The following is a 22205-nucleotide window of genomic DNA, read 5'->3' as shown; positions in this document are numbered from 1 at the left end:
ACTCTATAATAGTAGCTATGAAAAAACGCGACCTGCTAGCCAGCGCAAAACCCTTTTATGCCGAAGATATGCTCGCTGAGCTCGAGCACGCGATTGACTATGCCACTGAAAAACACCGCGGGCAAAAGCGCAAAAGTGGCGAGCCGTACATTACGCATCCACTGGCGGTCGCCGATACGCTGATTGATTGGGGCATGGATATCGACACGGTTCTCGCGGGCGTGCTCCACGATACGGTCGAAGACACCGCTGCGACGTTAGCAGAAATCGAAAACTTATTCGGCCGCAACGTTGCCTTTTTAGTTGACGGTGTCACAAAAGTAAGCCAAGCCCGGGCAGGTATGCGCGATATTTCTAGCTACCTTCCGCAAACCAAAGATAATTTAAGCAAATTGCTGATTGCTGTTGGTCAGGATGTGCGGGTGATTATCATAAAACTCGCCGACCGGCTCCACAATTTACGCACTCTACAGCACATGCCGCCGGAAAAACAACAAAAAATCGCCCGCGAGAGCCTTGAGGTATTTGCGCCCCTGGCAGATCGGCTTGGTATGGGGCGGGTCCGAATGCAGATTGAAGAACTGGCGTTTAGCTACATTGAACCAAGAGAATTTAAGCACCTTAAAAAGCTCATGAAAGACCGGCTCGGTAAATCACATCGCAAGCTGGCTATAGTGCGCCAAGAAGTTGCCGCGACACTCCGCCGTGAACACATCCCGCACACCATCGACGGCCGCATCAAAAGCATTTATAGTCTCCATAAAAAGCTCCATAAAGTTGATGGGAACATTGACGATATCTACGACCTGATTGCCCTACGGATTATCGTTGAAGATCACGCGGCTTGTTATAAGGTGCTCGGCATTCTCCATAGCTTGTACCAGCCAATGATTGCCCGCATTAAAGATTACATTGCGGCACCAAAACCGAATGGCTACCAAAGCCTACATACCACGGTTATTACCCCTAATAAGCAAATTGTCGAGTTTCAGATTCGCACCCATGACATGCACGAATACGCCGAACGCGGGCTGGCCGCCAGCTTTCATTACCATGCCCAAAAAAGCAGCTCCTCTTACAAAAAACGCCGTACCGCCGCTTTGCCCATGGAACTGCAGTGGATCACCCAGCTGCAAGAAATTGCCATCAAATTAAAAGTCAACCAAGATGTACCATTGAGCCAGCTCAAAATTGACCTGTTTGGTGATCGTATTTTTGTGTATTCACCAAAGGGCGACATTTACAACCTACCTGAAGGCGCACTGCCGCTGGATTTTGCCTACTTGGTCCATAGTGATATTGCTAAGCACGCTGCTGGCTGTAAGATTAATGGCAAGATTGCCTCTTTTGACACCCCGCTAAAAGCTGGTGACGTGGTTGAAATCCTGACAAAACGCCTGAGTAGCCCAAAGCCAGCCTGGCTGGAACTCGTGAAAACTAATCATGCGCGTGAAAAACTGAAGAGTCAGCTAAAGAAGACGTCTCTGTTGAATTGAGCTAAATATTTGCCAGAAATTGTGAGTTACGTTCTTAGAAATCAAAGCCGCCACCCAGGGAGTTGCCTACTGGTGAGCCTGTAGAATCGATTGTAATAATCGATTTCTAGCCGAACGCTTAAAGAACCTTCCAGTGGAAGGTTCTTTAAAAAGTGCGCTCACCAGGAGGCAACTCCCTGGGTGGCGGCTTTCAAGCTAGTTACTACTGATTCTGCCAGCGCTCAATGCACTCCTTAATTGTTGCTTTCGCTTCTTCAGCATCGCCCCAACCAAGCACCTTGGTTGAACCAAGTTTCTTAAGGTCTTTATAGTGGTTAAAATGGTGTTCGATCTTTTTCTTCCACTGCTCACCGAGGTCATCTAAACTGGTAATCGCGTTAGCGTTGTTGCGATCATCGGCTGGCACCACCACTACTTTGTGATCTTGTTCGCCGTCGTCTTCAAAGTTCAAAATGCCAATAATTTGCCCCTCAAGGTAAACACCCATTGGAATCGGTTCGCCAGAGCTGGTATAGATTAGCACATCAAGTTCGTCGCCGTCATCATCAAGTGTTTGCGGAATAAAACCATAGTTTACTGGCTTAGCAAAAATCTGGGGCTCTTCACGGTCGAGCTGAAAAACTGCCAGCTTACGGTTCCATTCAATTTTATGGCTTGAGCCAAGCGGAATTTCATTAATTACATTAATGATGCCACCATCGACATCACCGGCATCGAGAATTTTGTTAAAATCAGCCATTATTACTCCTTCGTTACTGCCTTATCATGAAGTAGTATAGCATAAGTTCATGGCCTTACTTGCATCATCTGATACACTAGTGACATGATAGTTATTAGCCACCGTGGAGCAGCTGGTTTGCGCGCTGAAAATTCGATTGCTGCCATTCGAGCCGGCATAAAAGCTGGTGCCGATATAATTGAATTTGACGTGCGAACCACCAAAGACGGCATACCGATTTTAAGCCACGACTTCCATACCGTCCGGACCCAAAAAAAGCTCGATTTTATTAAACGACACACCCTTAGCGAACTTCGAAAACGCTTTGCTGGTTCGGAACACCCCATTGTCACCCTCGATGATGCGCTTCGTGAGGCTTTTGGGAAAGTTATGCTGAACATTGAGATAAAACAGCACAGCGCCGTAGCGCCAACGCTAGAAGTTTTAAAAAAGTACATTAAAAAACGTTCCGACTGGGACACAATTATTTTTTCGTCGTTTTCGGTCCGGGCATTGAAAGCTATCCGAGCAGCCATTCCCAAAGCCCAGCTTGCAATGCTCCATTCGCTGAATCCGCTAGCGTTTATTGCGCACGAACGAAAGCTGCGACTTTCGGCTGTCGGGTTTCATCGCTTGCGGATCACCAAACTAGCAGTAGAGGTCGCAAAACGCCTCGATTTATTTGTTTATGTCTATACAGTGAATCGGCCGCAAGCGCTGCCGGCACTTGAGAAGCTCGGCGTCGATGGCATCGTTACTGACTTTCCAAATAAATTCGCCGACCCGCCTCGTTAGCGCAGGGGGCCTTCTATATATTCACGAAGATTCAAGGCGGCAGTCGCACCTTCGCCAACCGCGCTGGCAATTTGCATGGTGGCGCCACTGCGGACATCACCACTGGCAAACACACCGGGCAGCGTCGTCATAAGGTGCCCATCGGTTTTAATGAAGCCCTGTTCATCGAGAGCGATCGTGGTGCTTTTTAGAAAGCCGGTATTAGGGAGCAGGCCAATAAAAACAAACACGCCGTCGGTGGCAATAGTTTCAGGTTGGCTATCTTTTTTGACTTTCACACCGGTGACTTTATTATCTTCGCCGACAATTTCGTCGATGGTGGTTTTCAGGTGCACGGTGACCTTCCCGGCATCAATATAGCCCTGTAGCTCTTTTTGCAGGATATCGCTAGCCTTGATACTGCTGCGCACCAGCATGTCGATATGCGTGGCGTACCGCGTTAAGAAAATAGTTTCTTGCACAGCCGAGTTCCCGCCACCAACCACTACCAATCGTTTATCCCGGTAAAAAGCACCGTCGCAGGTGGCGCAAAAATGCACGCCGCGACCATAGAATTCGTTTTCTCCTGGTACTTTCAGCTTTTTGTAGTCACTGCCAGTCGCAATTAGTACAGCCTTGGCTTTTAACGTGCCTTCAGTGGTAATAACTTCTTTTATCTCGCCTTTATCTTCGAGGCCAGTTACTTCGCCAAAGTCAATCTTGGCGCCAAAACGCTCGGCTTGCGCCTGCAATTGATCGGCTAGTTCGAGGCCATGAATACCCTTTGGAAAGCCAGGGTAGTTATCAACTAAATCCGTGACCGCCGCTAGCCCACCAATAGCCCCCTTTTCAATAAGGAGGGTTTCAATATCTTCGCGAGTAGTATACACGGCAGCAGCTAGCGCACTTGGCCCAGCACCAATCATTACCACATCATGAATTGTATCTTCATTCATATAATTCTCAATCTAAGCGGCCAAAGCAGCCATAATTTCGCCCGGCTTCCAACCAACTGTTACAGCCTTTTTGTCCTGCTCTTGATCGCTGACCACCGTTACGGGCACTTCCATTCGGCCGGTAAGGGAAATAATATTTTGGCGTTCTTCTGGCACTTCGTCAATATTTATAACACTGTAGGTATAGCCTTTGGTGGTGAGCCACTGCTTTATCGTTCGGCACGATGCACAAGTGTTTGAAGTATAAATAGTAATGTCTTTGGCCATAAGCGCTTATCCCCTTTTTCTGTTTTTCTCTGCCTTACATTATATATAGCGCCCCGCAATATGTACAGGGCGCTATATGTTGTTTTTAAGAAGTAACTTTTGTAATTTCGACAATGAAGGTCAGTGGGGTGTTTGGTGGGATGCTACTACCTGAACCTTGTTCGCCATAAGCCTGCTTAGCGGGAATAATTAGTTTGCGAGTACTTCCTTCTTTGGCGCCGACTAATCCTTTGCTCCAGCCTTCAATCACCCCGCCTAGCGATAAGCCAATAGGTTCTACTTCGCCACCGCGGTTGGTGCTATCAAAAATCTTACCATCCGGCGTCCAGCCAAAGTAATTGACTTCAATCTGTGCGCCTTCTTTAACCTCTTTGCCATTGCCTTTTTTCAGGTCTTCGGTTTTTAGCTCTTTGACCTTTTTAGCATCAAATTTTTCGGCTTTGTAGCCCGGCAAAGCTTCAGCTGGCTTGCTCGCACGCTCTTGAGCTTTTTGCTGCTCCTCCTGTGCCTGCTGCGCGATTCGATTACGGTTTTCGTTTTCAACGATAATTAAAAAGTAACCGCCAATCGTACCAACCGCCATAACGATTGCAATGGTCCAAATACCGATTCGCTGGGCGCGACTTGTGCTCATTTCCCCTCCTTATATAACTCAAAACTAGTAATCACTATAGCGAATTGCAGCTGAAAAGTCGACTCTAATCTCGCCCAGGGTGCTTCGTAGGGTTCATTCATAGTAAACGCACATTAATTGACTAATACGTTAAATAATATATAATTAACAAGCATTTACCTTACGGCAAGTGTAATAGGACAGAGAGGTTTGCTCATGAACGGAGCAAAAGCTGCAGGTTTTTTTGGCGTGCCCATCGGGGCATTCTCTGGTGTAACCGTCGCCGGGCTTCAGTACGGCAGCCCAGGCTGGGTGGTAGCGGGCGCGCTCGCCGTTCTTGGCCTGGTGTTGTATTTCATCCGTGTTCTTGGCCGTTACGGCTCGGGCGATCGCATGACATGGATAGGGCTACTAGTAGCTGGCTTCAGTACATTTTTTATTGTGCTGTGGCTCAGCCCTCAACTGGTTAATTCCACCTAAACCGTGAGCATACGTGTACAGAGCCGCTCTGTCCACGTATCCAAAGAAGCTAAAGTATTAGCTTTTTTGGATACGTTATACAATTTTAGCCTGTAGCTGTTTGTCCACCGCCGTTTCAATTGCGGTAATAAGTTGCTTGACCTCTTCAAGATCGATTGTCTTAATCGGATCATGCAATGTCAGATGCACGGTAATATTTTTGTATGCTGCATCGGCCGGCTGATACATATCAAGCGGTGAAAGTTGCCACTGGAAAGGACTGTCCTTAAGCGCAGATTGCACCACCGCTGCAACTTCAGCGTACGAGCGATCGGGCGCTACTTGCACACAAACGTCTTTTTCTGTGCCCTGGAAGCGTGGCGGTGGTGTAAATTCCTGCATAAACGTATAGTTTTTATAAAGCACGTCCAGATCGAGCTCAAACCCGGCAGCATATGTGGGTAGCTTAAAGTTCTTCTGTGCAGCTGCCGTATATTCACCCACCACGCCAATTGGCTGCCCAGCCATAAGTACCGTGGCACTTCGACCAACTTGAAACGGCGCAGCAAGCGGTGAATCGTTGCTGGCGAGCGGCTCAAAGGAAAGCTTCTGGCCTTTTAGCAGAAACTCAAGGAAATACTTTGCCTGGTAGTAGGCACTGCCTTTTAAGGCAGCGGTTTTTTTACTCGCCGCTAGCGTCAGCGCCAACCGGCTGTATTCGGCGGGCACCTCTGGTTCGGTGGTATCCATCATGCCTTTTTGATGGACTTTATTAATTTCGTACAGCGCGAAATAATCAAAGCCTTGCTTGCTATTGGGGTGCACTTTTGTTAGTAAGCTCGGGGTGAGGCTCAAACGATAATACTGCAGCTCAGGACTGATTGCATTGGTAATCCGGAAAGCTTGGGCTGCATCTTGCCCGGCGTGTTCGAGGACTTTACCGTGTACAAAGCTATAAGTCAGCAGTTCGTTAGCACCGGCGCTCGTAAGGCGCTGGCGTAAGCCTTGCTTGAATTGGTCGAATGGCTCAGGGTGGACTGCGCGGTAGGTCCGCAGCGGTAACTGCGGGATGATGGTATCATACCCCAAAACTCGGCCAATCTCCTCAATCACATCTTCGTCAATAGCAATATCTTTGCGCCAGTATGGCACGGCAACGATTAGCTTGTCGCCTTCGGGCGTCGCTATAAATTCGGCATGCTGCAGCGGCGTGGCAGCGGCTTCTAGGGATAAATCAGTGCCAAGCACGGCATTAATTTTTTGCAGCTGTGGGCGTAATATGCGCGTCGATTCGGGCTGTGGATAAATATCTATAACTTCGGAAACTCGCTTTGCGCCAGTGAAATCAGTCAGCATTCTAATGGCACTGGCAAGCACTGGTGCGGTTATAGGTGCCGGCTGGCCCTTAGTGAAGCGCGTAATTGCCTCAGAAAAGATGCCGTGGCGCATTTGGGTGGCCCGCAGGTTATATAGGTTAAAGCTGGCGGCTTCAAGTAAGACATTTTTTGTATCACTGCTGATTTCGGTTGAGGCGCCGCCCATGGCGCCACCGAGCGCGACAGGTGTTTCACCGGCGGCAATAACAATATCTTCTGAAGTAAGGGTGATGGTGCGGCCATCAAGCAGCTCGAGCTTCTCGCCGTCATGGCCAGTTCGGACCACCACATCAGGCTTACCCGTGCTACTTGCAGCTACAAATTTATCATAGTCAAACGCATGGAGCGGCTGGCCGGTTAAAAGCATCAAATAGTTTGTCACATCAACTACCGCGCTAATTGGCCGCACCCCAACCCGTGATAAATACGACTGCACCTGCAGCGGCGATTGCATGGCAGCATCAACATTCGCTAGCACCACTGCCTGGTAACGTTCGCAGATATCGGGGCTGGCAATAGTAACGGTTGGTTCGGCTTTGTCGCTTGGTGTTTTTCCAGCCAGAATTGGCTCGAGCATGGTAAACCAGGTAGGTGTCGTGAACTGCAGCCCTTGAATAGCGGCGATTTCGCGTGCAAAACCAATTAAACCAAAGGAATCTGGCCGGTGGGTTAGCGATTTATTTTCAATATCAAGCAAGTAGTCGTTGAGTTCGTAGGCCTCGGCAAAAGGAGCGCCCGGTGCAACCTGCTTATCGATGGCCACGATCCCGTCGTGGTTGTCGCCAATTGCTAGCTCTTTAGCGCTGGCGAGCATCCCATTGCTTTTGATACCGCGCAGCGGGCGAGCTTCAAGCACGAATGGCTCAGCATCAGAAAAACTCGCCGGCACCATTGCCCCTGGTGGCAGCCAGGCAACCAGCATGCCTTCTTGCACATTAGGCGCACCGCAGACAACTTGCACCAAACCATCTGCATCGCGTTCGACGTCCGAGTGAGCTCTACCGTCATCGATCATTACCACTTTTAGGCGGTCAGCATTGGGGTGAGGCGTCACTTTTTTTGCCTGAGCGACGATTATTCCCTGATATTTGGCGCCAAGATCAATCACTTCTTCAACTTCAACTAGTCGGCTGCCAATTAAAGCTACCAGCTCATCGATCGGTCGGTCGATGGGGACAAATTGTTTTAACCAATTTACACTTATAATCATCAGAATTTCCTCAAGAAGCTAAGTTTGCCAGATTCAAAGTACCGTAAGTCATTAATGCCGTAAGCGAGCATCACCAGTCGCTCGAGGCCGCCGCCCCAAGCAAAACCACGATACTCTTCGGGGTTAACGCCGGCAGCTTTCAAGACGTTAGGGTGAATCATCCCGCAGCCGAGCATCTCGAGCCATTCCCCTGGCTTGCCGCCAATTGCAGCCGGTTTTTCAATCATAAACTCAAGGCCAGGCTCAACAAACGGAAAGTAACCAGGCTGGGTTTTGATTTTAAGCGATTGGCCATAATAAGCTTCAAAAAAGCTCTGTAAGGTGGCGAGCATCTCAGCTAAGGTAGCGGTTTTACTGACATACACCCCTTCTACCTGGTAAAACGTGTGCTCATGCGTGGCATCAAGGTCTTCGTTACGAAACACCCGGCCGTAACTAACACTCGCGATTGCTTCGCCTTTTTCAAGCGCCGCTTTTCCTTCACGTATAATGCGCGTCTGCATAGTGCTGGTGTGGGCGGGGGGGATAAATCCTTCTTCGGTACGAAAAGTATCGTAACCATCGCGAGCGGGGTGGTTTTCAGGAAAGTTTAAGGCGCCAAACATGTGCCAGTCGTCATCGATTTGTCGCGATTCGATCGCCCGGAATCCCATGCGGGTAAAAATATCGATCACCTTTTCGAGCTCAGTGGTCAGAGGGTGCTGGGTACCTTGTTCGGCTGGCAGCAACTGTGGCCGCTGGGCTTCGGGCAGGTTAGGGTCCCAAGGGGCGGTGACGTCAAGAGGCTCAACCTCGGTAGTGGCTTTGGTTTCTTTTTCGGCAATGGCTGTTTCAAGTGCTTGCTTGAGTTCGTTAACTGCCTTACCAAACGAAGCCCGCTCTTCTGGCGGCAGGCTGGCTAGTTTTTTGTACAACTCTTTAAATTCAGCTGCCTTCAAAACAGTTCTTGGCTCGGGGTCTCGGGCAATACGTTCTAATAACGCCTCGCGAATGGATGCTATGTCGTTCATAATTACCTACAAGTATACGAGAAGCTCGCCTCTCGCGCTAGCGTTGAAAGCTAATTTCCGTTTTGTATGGTCGCGACGATAATCCCGACAATCACCAACAGCGTAATCAGTGCCAGTATAATCAACCCCGCCGGCCGTGTTTTGTTTTGGCCATCAAGCATCGCCGGCTGCGATTCGGTATCGGCTTTTAGTTTCTGCTGCATGCGGTCTTTCATTTCAGCAGCCAGTTTCTCTTGTAGCTCGCTGCGCTGATTCTTTTGTTGTACGAATAATGCCATATGCCCTCCTATTCGTGATGATATTCCTCGTGATGAGATCCTTCGTGCTCGTGGTGGTGTTCGTGGTCATGACCAGGCTCATGGTGCCCTTCTTCAACATGCACTTCTGGATGATGGTGCATAAATTGATGCGCCAAAGTGGTCGTCATCCCTACAAATAGCATACCACCAAGCAGTATCAGCGTTTGCAGATTAGCGACTTTGGTACTTGGTTCAGCGTGAATAGCCGGTACGATATCTGAGGCGGCAATATATATAAAGAAGCCGGCAGTAATTGCAAGTAGCATTGCCTGCGGAATGACGAAATGTTCGCCTAAGCCAAATACCAGGACCGCACCCACAATTGTCGCTAGCGCACTAAGGGCGTTAAAAAGCAGCACCTTTGAGCGCTTGACGCCCTTCGACAGCAATAGTCCAAAATCGCCAATTTCCTGCGGAATTTCATGTGCCGCAATGGCAATTGTGGTGATAATACCAGTAATTGGGCTGACCAAAAAGGCTGCACCAATCGCTAAGCCGTCAATAAAGTTATGCGCCGTATCGCCAATAACCACCAAGGTGGTCGCCGACGAACGAGTTGAGCGTTCTTCCTGGCCTTCAGCGTGCTTCCGATGGTGATGAAACCAGTGCAAAAACCGCTCTAATATAAAGAAACCAACAAACCCGGCCAATACCGCCATTGAAATTACCCTGGCATCCTCGCGGATAAGCGCCTCTGGCAGCAAATCAAGGAAGACAGCAGCTAAAAGCGCGCCGGCCGCAAACGGCACGGCTATTCGCTGGACGCTTTTGTTGCTTACCTTTCCATACAGTAAATACAATCCACCCGCTAACGATACCAGTGCGCCGGCGAGCACGGCGCTTATTACTAAAATCCATGAACTTTCCATGAGAAGTATTGTAAGAAGTTTTTGCTCACCCGACAAATCTGATACAAATCCACAAGTAATTTGCAACAATGATGCAATTTTAAGCTTCTTCGAAGGCGGCAATTATTTCTAAATTACGAGCCGTGATATACTATGGTATACATAAGAATTATAGGAGGATCCACATATGGACACGGCTGAACAATCAGCGCCCAACAACGAGCCAGTTCGCGACACAGCACCAGCTCGTAAGAAAAATCTGCCAATTGGACCGCTTGCCGCTGAGTTTATCGGCACATTTTTACTAGCAGGGGTTATTATCACGACTAGCGGCCAGCCGCTCTATATTTTTCTTGCGATCGCAGCATTAGTAGCGATTCTTGGCGGTATATCTGGCGCCCACTTAAACCCAGCTCTTACTATTGGTGCTGCCATGGTCCGACGTCTGACCCCGCTCCGTGCACTTGGCTACATTTTGGCGCAAATCATTGGTGCAATGCTAGCCTTCATTACGCTGAGCTGGCTGCTTGGCGGCGTACCTGATCAGCCGAATGCCGTCACCGGTCAGATGCAACAAGCCGAGCTATTTAAAGCCGCTGCCTTAACCGAAGGTAAAGAGTGGTACGCCTTCTTTGCTGAAATACTTGGCGCGTCTATTCTCGGTTTTGCTGTGGCCCACGCACTGACTGAAAAGCGCGAACGCTTTACTTCAGCCTTCAGTGTTGCCGGCGGACTTATGATTGGTTTGATTCTTGCAGGTTCAACTGCAATTTTAAACCCTGCCGTTGCACTGTCGCTGCAAGCGCTCAAATTTGAACTGTGGCCAATTGCCGTGCATGTTATCGCCCCAATTATCGGTGCCATTATTGGTTTCTTGATCTTCAAGTTGGTTGAAAAATCTACCCCTCAAGAACCAGCTGCACAGCCAATTGAATCGTAAGTAAATCCTTACATACAAAAACACCCCCAAAATCGCTTGGGGGTGTTTTTATAGCATTTTTCTAATAGCTATTCGTCTTTTTGCGGCCGATCCACAATCAGTGGCGTAATTACTTGTTGAGTTTTCGCAATCTTAACGACGTCTTTATCGATCTTCTGTAGCTCTTTGTTAGCGGTGTTGTAATGGTTAACAGTAGTACTCAGGCTGTTACCAAGTTTTTGCATAAAGGTATCATAAGCTTCAAGATGGCGACTCAGTTGCCCCACGCGCACTTGGATATCTTTCGCTTGTTCTTCGATTTGTAAGCTCCGGAGGCCTTGCAGCACCGTTTGCAGATACGCCATGAAGCTGGTTGGACTGACGATTATAACCCGCTTATCACGAAAAGCGTATTCAATTAAATCGCGCGCGCCGACCGCGGTCACACCAACTTTATTAATCAATAAGTCATAATACAGCGCCTCACTAGGAATAAACATGAAAGCAAAATCCATGGTATTTTCGTTTGGCCGGATGTACTTGCTGGTTTCATCAATTCGCAGTTTTAAGTCGGCTTTTAGCTGCGTAACAAGTTTGTCGCGCAAGGCTTTATCGGTCGTTTCAATCAATCGGTTGTAGTTTTCTAGGCTAAATTTGCTATCAATCGGCAGTACTTGATTTCTATCGAGGAAGATAACAGCGTCAACAATCACGCCATCGTTAAATTTATACTGCATCTGAAATCGTCCGGGCGGCAAAACGTTTGATAGCACCGTTTCAAGATAATACTCGCCAAAAACACCACGCTGTTTTGGGTTTTGTAGTACATTTTGTAAAGTTTTGAGCTCGTCGGCGACATCAACAACCCGACGGTTGGTTTCATCGAGCTTAGTAAGACGCTGCGTCACATCAGCTACAATCTTGGCGCTTTCGCTCAACTGCTGCTGCATTGACACATGATTGCGATCAAGGCGATCCATCATGGTTTGCTGCAGTCCGTCGCGTAAATCACCAATCCCGCGGGCGAGCTCGGTAATATCTTGTTTTAAGAAATCGGTGGCCGTGTTCGACTTTAAGTCGTTTAATCGTTGATACAATAAAAACAGTACCACCCCAACAACAAGTAGTAAGATAATCAGAAGCCCAACAATAATTTCCATACTTCTAGTATACGAGCTTTAAGCGCTCAGCGCCACTCGTGCTGCGCAAACCACCGCTACAGCCAGTAGCAGTGCCATCGGAAAATGGTGCAGGCGCAGCATCCAGCCAAATGCCCAATAAGATAGAGCGTACAATCCGACAATCCACAGCAATGCTTCATACCAAACGAATGAACCAATAAATCCTTGCAGCCCCCAGAGCGTCACGGCACTGGCAATCGCAATCAGCAGCGGCCGAAAAGCCAGCAACTTTACTAAAAAGACCGTACCAATAACCGCACTGAGGACGGTTGCAATATTATAGGCGAGCGCGCCGGCATTGGAACACATCGAAAACGCATCTGCCGAGCCGCAAGTCCAGGGTTCTACCACAAATTCGCGGAGCAGCAGCGCCAACCCGAGTGTACTGCCACCAACAACCACACCAACAAGCGCATATTTCCAAGAAGGATGCGCTTCGGCCCGGATAAAAGTGGCCTCCTTGGTAGTTACCTCTGGTGATTCCTGCGATTGGTCGTTCATTACCCCTAGTATACGCCTCAGCGCGCCGATTTACTACCTCGAGTAGGATCTGAAGCGTACCATAAAGCTCCAACTGCCGCAAATAATAGCCCGCCCACGATATCGAGCGGTGTATGCACCAGCGCCAGCACCCGTCCAAGCGCCATTAAAAGCGTCAGTCCGCCCAGTACCAGCGCCAATTTCTTCATTGGTGTTTCAAAATATACCGCCAGCACAATCGCCGCGGCAAACAAGGCGTGATCAGATGGAAAACCAGGATTGTTTAAGTATGCGGCGCCCGCCTCGACCCCTTTTTCAATAAACGGCCGGACTTCTGACGGCTGCCAAATAGCCGCCACGAGCTTGGCGATCAACAGCGCTGTTAGGCCAGCCATAACAATCCTAGAATAAGCCTGAAGACGCTGCCGATTTGGTACGCGAAACAGCAAAGCAAAGGCACCGAGTAGCGCAATAATAATCAGCGTGTAATCGGCGAGTATACGAATAAGAAGTTCGGGGTTCATACACCCTTAGTATACGCTACATCCCAGGCAGGCTAAACAGCGAGGCGCTGCATTCGGCGTTCGAGAAAGCTATTTATCTTTCGCTCACTCCAACCACGACGCTTTAGCTCGTCTTTTAATTTACCTACCAGAGCTTTATTGAACGCTTCATAGGTCTTAAATCCGTGACGTTTTAATATTTGTTCAAATGTACGGTGCTTTAGCTCGGCCTTCAACTGATCGGTGGTCATGCCCAGCACGCTTGCCGTTAAGTGCAGCTTGCGGTCGTGGCGCTTTTGAATTTTCTCAAGACGTTGAATGCTCGATTTCTTAGCCTCGGCTTCGCTTGGTGCAGCCGAAACGCCGCTGACCATGCTCAAGCTCATCACAGTCACAATCAGTAAAGTTACTAAGGTTTTTGTTGCTATTTTCATAGACCCTCCTTTTTAAGCAATATACTTGCTTATGTTTCTATTGTAGCCTTTTACGAGGCGTGAAAAACTTGTTATTTAAGCAACAGCAGGCCTTTCAAACTTTACTATATAAAAATAACCTCCAGTTACGGAGGTTATTTTAAAGTTCGAACGACTAAGCTTTATCGATTACGTGCCTGGATAAAGGTAAAGGCCTTACCTTTTGCCCCACCACGGCCAGTTCGGCCAATACGGTGGACGTAATCTTCGTAGGTGTTCGGTTGGTCAAAGTTAATCACGTGGCTCACATTTGGAATGTCCAGGCCACGGGCAGCAACATCAGTCGCTACCAGCACGCGAACTTCTTGGTTCTTAAAAGAACGCAGGGCTCGTTGGCGCTGTGGCTGAGTCTTATTGCCATGGATCGCTACCGATGGGATACCCGAACGGGAAAGAGCATCTGACAAGCGCTGTACACCAAATTTAGTTTCGCCAAATACTAACACTTTATCGTAAGCTTCATCGCTAAGCATGTTGGTAAGAATGTCCATTTTTTCTTCTTTAGACGTCGCTTCAATTACATCTTGCTCAACGTGTTCGCTGGTTTCGCTGGTGCGTACCGAAACAGTTACCGGGTCGTTTAAGAAGGCGTGTACCAACGCTTCAATGGTTGGTGTAATGGTGGCGCTAAAGAACAAAGTCTGGCGGTCGCGAGGCATGGTTTCAATGATTTTTCGAATATCATTGATGAAGCCCATGTCAAGCATGCGGTCGGCTTCGTCGAGCACCAGCGTGGTCATTTCACGCACGAACAATACACGGCGTTCAAGAAGGTCCTTCAAGCGGCCAGGCGTACCAATGATAACGTGTGGCCGGCGGCGTAAATCGCGAATCTGGCGGTCAATGTTCATACCACCAACACATAGCGCTGAATAAAGCTTCATGCCGCGTGAAAAGGTGCGAAATTGTTCATCAATCTGTTCGGCAAGTTCGCGCGTTGGTGCCATAATCAGCACGGCTGGCGCAGCGGTAGTGCCAGACAGCTTTTCAATGATCGGCAAGATAAAGGCAGCTGTTTTACCGGTACCGGTGTTAGCTAGACCAATCACATCTTTGCCTTCAATGATATGCGGGATAGCTTGATCTTGAATGGCACTTGGGTGGACGTAACCTTTATCGATGATATTATTCTGCAGAGCTGTGCTAAACGGAAAGTCAGAAAACGTATGCGTTGGTTCGTAAGTTACTTGCTCAACCGCCGTGACTGCTTTATTAATAAACTTACTTGGGTGAATGTAAGCACCACGAGGTCGTTTACTATTATTGTTGCCGCGCGAAAAAGTTCGACGCGCAGTATTAGGGCGCGAAGACGCGTTACGGCGTCCCGCACGAAAAGAGGTGTTATTCATAAAATAACCTTTCCAAATTGTAATAATTTATTCTCGACTGCGAGATGAACAGCGAGATATACTACTGTTTATTTTTTCTCTCAAGTCTTTGGTGCGTTTAAGCTAGGTAAGCTCAGAGAAACTCGATATTCATCGATGCAATAAAACCATGATATCACAGAAAATCAATAATGTCTAGTGCGGATTGTATTTGGCTGGTGACGGCCCTGCTTTAGCTGGACCGGTTATTGTTTAGGTTTTAATTGGTACCGCCGGGACATCCTGGTATAATCTTGGTATGTTCCGCCAAACGATTAGTCGCTTCGATCACCGTATTACCGATTCAATTAAAGGCGACTCGCGGCTGTTTGAACTGATTTATGGCTGGATAACCCTACTTGGCCATCCGATGACGGTGGTATTTATTGCCGCACTCGGGGTGATTACCGGCCTGGGCCTACAAAAAATTGTCGTGTCGTATGCGTTTATTGCGGCGTTGGCAGCACTAGTTGGCAGCACTATTTTAAAAGGCATTATGCGGCGCCCACGGCCAGATACGCTATACGCTAATGCCATGTGGCGCAAAACCTTTAGCTTCCCCAGCGGTCATTCATTCGGTTCGTTGGTGGTCTATGGCCTGCTGGCTTATTTTGCCTACGCTTATTTTATCGCACCGTGGAATATCGTTGGGCCGCTAGGAATTGGCCTGGTAATATTTTTGGTGGGTATTTCCCGAATTTATCTAGGGGCGCACTATTTTTTGGATGTTATCGGCGGCTGGCTGCTTAGCCTACCCGTTTTACTGTGGATTATTACGGGCATTATTAATTAATGGCTCATTATCATGTGTTTTTTAATAAGGCCGCTGGTACGGCTGAAAATAGCCGAGCTATAAAGGCCGCTTTTAAAAAGCATAGCACGGCAGTTAGCTTTTATGCACTTTCCAACCTTGATAAACAGATCAAGAAAATTGCCGCCCAAAATAACAGCGTCATTGTAGCAGCCGGAGGCGACGGCACAGTGAATGCCGTGGTAAACGCAGCTCACGACACAAAAATACCGATCGGCGTGCTACCTTTAGGCACATTTAACCACTTTGCTAAAGATATCAACATGCCTCTCGAGCCTGAAGCAGCGGTAACTGCGCTCCTAAAGGGTAAGCGTAAGAAAATAGACGCTGGCGAGGTAAATGGTATATTCTTCGTGAATAATTCGAGCATTGGGTTGTATCCGTCGTTGGTTGCGCGGCGCGATCAGTTAAAATCACGTTTTGGTAAAGCAATTGGGACAATTATTGCTGCCGGGATGGTGCTCGCGAAGCTCCGAAGGCGCCGTATTCACTTAACATTCGATAAAAAGCAGACAAAACTTCGAAGTCCATTCGTGTTTATTGGCAACAATCGCTACGAGACAAGTGGCAATGAATTCATTAACCGCAAAAGAATGACCGAGGGCGTTTTTAGTGTCTATGTCGTGACTACAAAGTCTTTTTTTAGCCTAGTGTGGTCGTTGTTTCGTTCCTCAACCGGTGGCAAAAAACAGCAAACGGCTATTAAGCAGCTGACGGCGCAGCAAGTGGCACTAAGGCTGCGTCATACTTCGGTAGTCGTCGCTTTTGATGGCGAGATTCGCTCGTTAAAAAGCCCTCTGCAGTACACCTTGCATCACAAATATCTAACGATCATCGCCCCATGAAGCTTCTACCTGCAGACATTTACTATCAACAGTTAGTTCAGCATCTTAACCGCGCCCAAAAAGACATCGTACTGGCTGCAATGGTCTGCTATTTTGAGCCTGGCATGGAGAAACTATTTGCAGCACTAGAGGCGTCAGCTGCTCGCGGCGTAAAAATACATATTATTATTGATGCCTATAACGACTTTCTGTTTTCCCAAGATTTTAACTTTTTTAAAGCTCGAGCTTACAAGCAGCGGATTCGTGCAACAAACAACAAATTGCAAAAGCTGGCGGCTCAAGGTGTTGCCATTACCCGACTCGGTTCGGTTGGCATAAATCCGTTTAAGGGGCGGTTTCATCAAAAAGTAAGTCTTATAGATGATGTAGTGTTTTTTGCCGGCGGCGTTAACTTGACACATGAATCGTTTCTTAATAATGATTACATGCTTTTCATTAAAGATGCGACGCTCGCCCGCAGATTAAATGAGTACTATGACAATGAAGTGAAAACCAACGAAAGCTTTACGTATGAAATTAGCCCATCCCATACCCTGTTAATTGATGGCGGAAAGCCGAACGAATCGATCATCTACCAGCGCGCGATTGAGCTCAGCACCCGGGCCAAGCGCATAACGTATGTGTCACAGATGGCACCATCTGGCCCTTTGGCAGGCTTGTTGGCCGCCAAACACGCCACGATTTATACTAATCGCGTGGCGCAGCTGCTTAGCCCGGCAGCCATTGATCAGCTCGCCTTTTTCCTCCGATACCGCCTGGCGAATAGTTACCAGAAAGAGCAGTTTCTTCATGCTAAATACCTGCTTTTTGAATTAGAAAGCGGCGAACGGAAGCTGTTGAGTGGTTCGCACAACTTTAGCTACCGCGGGGTGCGGTATGGCACCCACGAGCTTGCGCTCGAATCTTCAGATGCTAGTTTATATGCTGAATTTGCGCAATTCGGTAAAGACAATTTGACTTAGAAATAATTACTACTGATACTAATAAAGCACGTTCTCTTTTTGGAGGTTGTGGTTATGCGTGAGATGAGTCCCCTCATTGGTCATTCGATTGCCATAGATTTGGGAGTGAACTTTGATGAAGTTGATGCAGCATGGAAGAAACTTGATCCAGAATTTCGTAAAGCACACTACTACGATGAAGATATTCTGAGGGAGGCGATTGCTGAAAAGCTTCAGGAATAACGTGTTCCACCGTTTTTTGCGGTAATTTTTCCTGTTCTGGCTTGCCACATTCGGCAAGCCAGAACAGGATCATTTGTAGCTAGCGCAGTACCTCCGGCACACGGCGCTTATACAGCTCAGCATTTTGGTCGGTAACGACATAGCGTGGCGGCAGTGGATGGCCGTTTTCTAGCATGCCACTCGATGTGTAGCCAAGCTTCGCCACCACCTTTTTTGAAACATCAATCCGAATCCCCTTACCCGCCCAGTGTTGAACGGTCGTCAGGGTGTTACGGATCGCCTCGTCTGGATCGATGGGCGCGAACTGATACATATTTGCCTCAAGTCCAAGCGCTTGCCGCAGCGCAAAGACCGCTTGCAGATCATGAATTGACAGCGGCGGGTAAGCCTTCAGCTTCTTATCTTCCAGCTGCTGCTTAGCGTGCCGCTCAGCCGTCCGCTCGCGATGACGCCGGAAGATCTCCAGGATCTCTCCCTGTACGCCCAGGCGCGCCAGCTCATCTGCGCCCGTAAAGGTCACCTTGGGGTCGCGGGTGATATCTGATGGCACAAAATACATAGCTTGGGGGTAGTGCAGATAGACTTCAAGCGCTGCCCGCAGGTCCACCTCTAGATTGAATGACATCTGGCTGTAAATTGCCCGCTGCGACAGCTTAAAGCCCGCCTGACAAGCCAATATACCGAGCTTGCCAAAAATTACCGGGTCTTCAATCAGCTTCGCAACCGAAGAGAACTGCCCGCCAATCACAAGATGCACCGTGCCATTGAGACCTCGGATAAAACGACGCGCGTCAGTAAAATCACCAGCAATTGCCTTGAAACCCTGACCCTTTGGCGGCGCATCACCGAACACATCATAATCGTGGTGCTTGGTGTGCGCACTATGTGGAATCGGCGACGTGGCCGCCGTCTGGGTAATATCGAGCCCACGAAACACTTTCACACTAGAGCCCGCCCGCCGAAACAGCCCCGCCATGCGGGCAGTGTGCAACAGATGCACTCGCCGTGAGAGTTCAATATTCCTTGAACCTAACGGCTGATCTTCGTAGTTTACCGCCGTTGGATCAACGATTACTCCCACGAACTGAAAGCGCGGATTACCTTGAAAAGCCCGAAGCGCGCCGTAGTGCATCGCTTGATTGTCGGCGTTTGGACCGTCCGAAAAGCCAATGATGTAATCGGTCATCACGCAAATCCTTTTCTTTTTGTCATGCCCCGACACGGCTATTATACTGAAAAACAACTAACTGCACTTCAAAATCACTACATTAGCTCATATAAAAAATCGCAAGCTGGGTTTCCTGCGATTTTCAGTGTTTCTTTACTGTTTAGCTTTGCTGGGCAAAAACGCCTAGGCCAATACCACCATCAAACGGTAGGTTAACACCGGTAACGAACTCAGCTTCGGCTGCTAAGAATACCGCTGCTTTTCCAAACTCTTCAGGCGAGGCAATTCGGCCCATTGGAGTATACTTGTTGCCGCCGTCCTTAAATGCTTGTTTTTCCGCCTCCGAAAAACCGCCCACGCCCATTGACGGCGTATCCGCGTAGCCCACGCTCAGCGCATTCGCGCGAATTTTACGCGGCATCAGTTCGGCAGCCAACACCTGAGCCATCGACACCAAAGCTGCCTTAGTTGCAGAGTACACCAGCATGCCCGGAATGCCCATTTTATCAGCGACCGAACTTGTAAAAGTGATCGAGCCGCCGTCGTTCATGAGTGGCGATAGTTGCTGAACTGTGAAGAAAGCACCCTTAGTGTTTACATTAAACTGTCGATCATACGATGCTTCGGTGACTTTATCGAAACTTTCAACTTCACAAATGCCAACGTTTATGAACAAATAGTCAAAGGTGCCAAATTTGTCTTTTACGGTTTGTGCTAAAGCTTGACGATCAGCGGTGCTCGTCGCATCCGATCGAAGCGCTACGCCTTTTTCGCCCAGTTGCTCTTGTGTTTCTTGAATAAGCTTTTCGTTTCTGGCCGTAATCAGCACCTGCGCACCATCCTTAACCAGCTCGTTAACAATGCCCATGCCCATACCACTGGTACCGCCAATAATCACCGCTTTTTTATTTGCGTATTTCATAATTCTCCTTATATTACTTTCATCTTTGATCGATTTTCTTGCAGCCTCTTAGGAGCATAATTCCATACTTGACATTATGCAAGTACCTACATTAAAGTAAGTATGGATAGAAAAACACATGATCAGGAGTGATTTAAAATGGATGGATATGATTGTGGCCTTGGCGCCGCCTTTCAGGTAATTGGCGGCAAGTGGAAGGCATTACTGCTTTGGGAAATACATTATAAACCGATTCGGTTTGGCGAATTAAAGCGACGCGTGCCGGGCATTAGCGAGAAAATGCTTATTCAGCAGCTCCGCGAAATGGAAAAAGATGGTGTTATTAGCCGTAAAGCTTACCACGAGGTGCCGCCACGGGTTGAATATTCAATTACCGAATTTGGCACCACCTTAAACGAGGCACTTGTTCCGCTTTCGGATTGGGGCTTAAAATACGAAGATAAAATCGCGGGGACCACAACTACTTCCCGCCAGCATACACTGCATGCTGGAGTAACTGGTTAAAACGAAGCGAATGTAAATGGAGCGAGCCGAAAAACGACTCGCTCCAGCGCTCAGGGATACAGCCTCTCGCGACGCTTTTCTTTCGCCGCGATTCCGGGCTGCGATTTCAGCTCTTGCCAAACCGCGCCAATAACTGGGTCAGAAAGACATTCCAGCATAGTTTCATACTCGGATGAATCGTAACTATTCTGGTACGCCCTAGGATCAAACACACCGGTACGATCAATCTCAATACAGAGCTTGGCCGCCGCGTCTACTGACTTAACCATTTCTGTTACGGCATCGTTGCTTGCCTGAAAGCAATTGTTTGCCATCTTGTGGCGCCCGTCAACAACAAATTCTTTCTCGTCAAAAAGCTGCCGAGCCCGCTCAACAATATCCTTCAGCTTCATGGCTGCTCCTAGCTTCCGGTTGGGCTCTACCAGAGTAGCACACCAAAACCAAAGTTAAAATAGCCCATTTGTATCTAGGCACTCGCAAAAGCACGGCAGACATATTCGCGTAGCGAGAACAAAATTATATTGCTATAGTAAATGTACTATGGCTCCAACTCCGCAATCTATCCAGCGCACTTACTTAACATTGCTCCTATTTAACACACTCGCCGCCTCGCTGGTTTGGGGTATTAATACCATCTTTTTGCTTGATGCGGGGTTATCTAATTTTGAAGCCTTCGCGGCAAATGCCTTTTTTACGGCCGGAATGATGCTGTTTGAAGTGCCGACTGGCGTTATTGCTGATCTTCGTGGTCGCCGGGTTTCATACCTGCTCGGCACAATTACCTTGGCGCTGGCTACGCTGTTATATTTGCTTATGTGGCAAACCGCTGCGCCGTTTTGGTCGTGGGCAGTAGTGTCGGTGTTTTTGGGCTTAGGCTTTACCTTTTTTTCAGGGGCGGTAGAAGCCTGGCTGGTAGACGCCTTGACTGCCAGTGGTTTTAAGGGCAAGCTTGAATCTGTATTCGCCAAAGGTGAGATTGTTGAAGGCTCGGCCATGCTAGTTGGCTCGACAGCGGGCGGTGTGATTGCGCAGTACAGCAATTTAGGCGTCCCGTATATTATTAGGGCTGTCATATTATTACTAACCTTTATTTTAGCTTTTAAATTAATGAAAGATATTGGTTTTACCCCTACAAAAGGCAAAAACATGGCACATGAAGTAAAGGTTATTGCCCAAAATTCCCTAACCTTTGGCCTCAAAAACCCTTCCGTTCGCTGGTTAATGCTGATGACACCCTTCGTTATGGGGGCGCTAGCTTACGCTTTTTACGCCATGCAGCCGTATCTCCTAGAGCTATGGGGCGATCCAAACGCTTACGGCATTGCGGGGCTCGCGGCTGCCATTATTGCTGGTGCCCAAATCGCCGGTGGTTTATTGGTGCCTCATATCGGACGCATCTTTAAGCGCCACACTACCGTTCTAATTATTGGAGTATTTTTAAGTGGCATCAGTTTAGCGATATCCGGCTTAGTGCTTAATTTTTGGGTGGTCGTGGCTATGCTTGTGATCTGGGGGATGGTTTTTTCGGCCACTATGCCCGTGCGCCAGGCGTATTTTAATAGTCTTATCCCATCAAAACAACGGGCGACTGTTTTATCGTTCGACTCACTGCTTGGCTCGGCGGGTGGCGTGGTGAGTCAACCACTGCTCGGAAAAGCTGCCGATATGTGGGGCTACGCTCATTCGTACTTAATTGTAGCCGCTTTTCAGCTTTTGGCCTTACCCTTTGCCCTTCTCGCCAGGCGGCAAAGCGACAAGACGGCAGATGTTATTATCGAGAATCCTATAACCATAGAAACGCCCAGTAAGTAAAGTGCTTAAA

26 protein-coding genes are annotated in these 22205 nt (G+C 48.3%); 10 read left to right on the top strand and 16 right to left on the bottom strand.

Annotated elements, in window-relative coordinates; translation table 11 throughout:
• Positions 1-17: 17 nt before the first annotated feature.
• Positions 18-1496 carry a RelA/SpoT family protein gene (locus VD907_02365; protein HYG83696.1) on the top strand — a complete coding sequence of 493 codons (1479 nt, stop codon included), beginning with the start codon at positions 18-20 and terminating at the stop codon, positions 1494-1496.
• Positions 1497-1698: 202 nt separating this feature from the next.
• Here the strand turns inward: VD907_02365 and VD907_02360 are convergent, their stop codons facing one another.
• Positions 1699-2235: an inorganic diphosphatase gene (locus tag VD907_02360; GenBank protein ID HYG83695.1), complete on the bottom strand. Its 537-nt coding sequence runs from the start codon at positions 2233-2235 to the stop codon at positions 1699-1701.
• 84 nt (positions 2236-2319) lie between these two features.
• On the opposite strand from VD907_02360, the gene VD907_02355 reads away from it, so the two are divergent.
• The gene (locus VD907_02355) at positions 2320-3009 is read left to right on the top strand and encodes a glycerophosphodiester phosphodiesterase (protein HYG83694.1); all 690 of its coding nucleotides are present in this window, start codon (positions 2320-2322) and stop codon (positions 3007-3009) included.
• Here the strand turns inward: VD907_02355 and VD907_02350 are convergent.
• The 3 genes from VD907_02350 to VD907_02340 all read right to left on the bottom strand — a co-directional run bounded on the left by VD907_02350 (position 3006) and on the right by VD907_02340 (position 4845).
• Positions 3006-3944 (bottom strand): FAD-dependent oxidoreductase, encoded by a 939-nt coding sequence (locus VD907_02350; protein ID HYG83693.1) that lies wholly within the window; start codon positions 3942-3944, stop codon positions 3006-3008. The genes VD907_02355 and VD907_02350 overlap by 4 nt on opposite strands.
• A gap of 12 nt (positions 3945-3956) precedes the next feature.
• Positions 3957-4211, bottom strand: coding sequence for a glutaredoxin family protein (locus tag VD907_02345; protein ID HYG83692.1), 255 nt, complete (start codon positions 4209-4211; stop codon positions 3957-3959).
• Between the two features lie 85 nt (positions 4212-4296).
• Complete coding sequence (locus VD907_02340) at positions 4297-4845, bottom strand: FKBP-type peptidyl-prolyl cis-trans isomerase (GenBank protein HYG83691.1); 549 nt, start codon at positions 4843-4845, stop codon at positions 4297-4299.
• Positions 4846-5040: 195 nt separating this feature from the next.
• Here VD907_02340 and VD907_02335 point away from each other — a divergent pair, with 195 nt between their 5' ends.
• Positions 5041-5304, top strand: coding sequence for a hypothetical protein (locus tag VD907_02335; protein HYG83690.1), 264 nt, complete (start codon positions 5041-5043; stop codon positions 5302-5304).
• 75 nt (positions 5305-5379) lie between these two features.
• Here VD907_02335 and pheT read toward each other — a convergent pair whose 3' ends face one another.
• The 4 genes from pheT to VD907_02315 are packed head-to-tail and all read right to left on the bottom strand — an operon-like array spanning position 5380 to position 10047.
• Positions 5380-7869, bottom strand: a complete 2490-nt coding sequence (gene pheT / locus VD907_02330; GenBank protein HYG83689.1) for a phenylalanine--tRNA ligase subunit beta — start codon at positions 7867-7869, stop codon at positions 5380-5382.
• Positions 7869-8879 (bottom strand): phenylalanine--tRNA ligase subunit alpha, encoded by a 1011-nt coding sequence (locus VD907_02325; GenBank protein ID HYG83688.1) that lies wholly within the window; start codon positions 8877-8879, stop codon positions 7869-7871. The genes pheT and VD907_02325 overlap by 1 nt, the downstream gene beginning before the upstream one ends.
• Before the next feature lie 50 nt (positions 8880-8929).
• Positions 8930-9157, bottom strand: a complete 228-nt coding sequence (locus VD907_02320) for a hypothetical protein (protein ID HYG83687.1) — start codon at positions 9155-9157, stop codon at positions 8930-8932.
• 8 nt (positions 9158-9165) lie between these two features.
• Entirely contained in the window at positions 9166-10047 is an 882-nt protein-coding gene (locus tag VD907_02315) for a ZIP family metal transporter (GenBank protein ID HYG83686.1), read from the bottom strand.
• 166 nt (positions 10048-10213) lie between these two features.
• On the opposite strand from VD907_02315, the gene VD907_02310 reads away from it, so the two are divergent.
• On the top strand, positions 10214-10966 hold the full coding sequence (locus VD907_02310) for an aquaporin (protein HYG83685.1): 753 nt from the start codon (positions 10214-10216) through the stop codon (positions 10964-10966).
• A gap of 68 nt (positions 10967-11034) precedes the next feature.
• Here the strand turns inward: VD907_02310 and VD907_02305 are convergent, their stop codons facing one another.
• From VD907_02305 to VD907_02285, 5 genes are all read right to left on the bottom strand, one after another.
• Complete coding sequence (locus VD907_02305; GenBank protein HYG83684.1) at positions 11035-12105, bottom strand: DNA recombination protein RmuC; 1071 nt, start codon at positions 12103-12105, stop codon at positions 11035-11037.
• Between the two features lie 18 nt (positions 12106-12123).
• Positions 12124-12627 carry a hypothetical protein gene (locus tag VD907_02300; protein ID HYG83683.1) on the bottom strand — a complete coding sequence of 168 codons (504 nt, stop codon included), beginning with the start codon at positions 12625-12627 and terminating at the stop codon, positions 12124-12126.
• Positions 12628-12644: 17 nt separating this feature from the next.
• On the bottom strand, positions 12645-13130 hold the full coding sequence (locus VD907_02295) for a phosphatase PAP2 family protein (GenBank protein HYG83682.1): 486 nt from the start codon (positions 13128-13130) through the stop codon (positions 12645-12647).
• A gap of 32 nt (positions 13131-13162) precedes the next feature.
• Positions 13163-13543, bottom strand: coding sequence for a hypothetical protein (locus tag VD907_02290; GenBank protein HYG83681.1), 381 nt, complete (start codon positions 13541-13543; stop codon positions 13163-13165).
• A gap of 161 nt (positions 13544-13704) precedes the next feature.
• Positions 13705-14931 carry a DEAD/DEAH box helicase gene (locus VD907_02285; GenBank protein ID HYG83680.1) on the bottom strand — a complete coding sequence of 409 codons (1227 nt, stop codon included), beginning with the start codon at positions 14929-14931 and terminating at the stop codon, positions 13705-13707.
• A 277-nt stretch (positions 14932-15208) separates the two neighbouring features.
• On the opposite strand from VD907_02285, the gene VD907_02280 reads away from it, so the two are divergent.
• From VD907_02280 to VD907_02265, 4 genes are read left to right on the top strand one after another with little or no spacing between them, the layout of a single operon-like run.
• Positions 15209-15742 carry a phosphatase PAP2 family protein gene (locus VD907_02280; GenBank protein HYG83679.1) on the top strand — a complete coding sequence of 178 codons (534 nt, stop codon included), beginning with the start codon at positions 15209-15211 and terminating at the stop codon, positions 15740-15742.
• On the top strand, positions 15742-16605 hold the full coding sequence (locus VD907_02275; protein ID HYG83678.1) for a diacylglycerol kinase family protein: 864 nt from the start codon (positions 15742-15744) through the stop codon (positions 16603-16605). Before VD907_02280 ends, VD907_02275 begins: the two co-directional genes overlap by 1 nt.
• The gene (locus VD907_02270; protein ID HYG83677.1) at positions 16602-17567 is read left to right on the top strand and encodes a phospholipase D-like domain-containing protein; all 966 of its coding nucleotides are present in this window, start codon (positions 16602-16604) and stop codon (positions 17565-17567) included. The genes VD907_02275 and VD907_02270 overlap by 4 nt, the downstream gene beginning before the upstream one ends.
• Positions 17568-17621: 54 nt before the next feature.
• A complete protein-coding gene (locus VD907_02265) occupies positions 17622-17789 on the top strand; it encodes a hypothetical protein (GenBank protein ID HYG83676.1) in 168 nt (55 codons plus the stop codon).
• 79 nt (positions 17790-17868) lie between these two features.
• Here the strand turns inward: VD907_02265 and VD907_02260 are convergent, their stop codons facing one another.
• Together VD907_02260 and VD907_02255 are read right to left on the bottom strand one after the other, a co-directional pair.
• Positions 17869-18975: a hypothetical protein gene (locus VD907_02260; protein HYG83675.1), complete on the bottom strand. Its 1107-nt coding sequence runs from the start codon at positions 18973-18975 to the stop codon at positions 17869-17871.
• A 142-nt stretch (positions 18976-19117) separates the two neighbouring features.
• Complete coding sequence (locus VD907_02255; protein ID HYG83674.1) at positions 19118-19879, bottom strand: SDR family oxidoreductase; 762 nt, start codon at positions 19877-19879, stop codon at positions 19118-19120.
• Between the two features lie 138 nt (positions 19880-20017).
• Between VD907_02255 and VD907_02250 the strand changes: the two genes are divergently transcribed.
• Positions 20018-20383 (top strand): helix-turn-helix domain-containing protein, encoded by a 366-nt coding sequence (locus tag VD907_02250; protein HYG83673.1) that lies wholly within the window; start codon positions 20018-20020, stop codon positions 20381-20383.
• A gap of 50 nt (positions 20384-20433) precedes the next feature.
• Here the strand turns inward: VD907_02250 and VD907_02245 are convergent, their stop codons facing one another.
• Complete coding sequence (locus tag VD907_02245; protein HYG83672.1) at positions 20434-20775, bottom strand: hypothetical protein; 342 nt, start codon at positions 20773-20775, stop codon at positions 20434-20436.
• Positions 20776-20923: 148 nt separating this feature from the next.
• Between VD907_02245 and VD907_02240 the strand changes: the two genes are divergently transcribed.
• The gene (locus VD907_02240) at positions 20924-22195 is read left to right on the top strand and encodes an MFS transporter (GenBank protein HYG83671.1); all 1272 of its coding nucleotides are present in this window, start codon (positions 20924-20926) and stop codon (positions 22193-22195) included.
• Positions 22196-22205: the final 10 nt, after the last annotated feature.

This window comes from Verrucomicrobiia bacterium (assembly GCA_035629335.1).
Lineage (GTDB): Bacteria > Patescibacteriota > Saccharimonadia > Saccharimonadales > Saccharimonadaceae > DASUUR01.
This window is presented reverse-complemented; position numbering and strand designations above follow the sequence as displayed.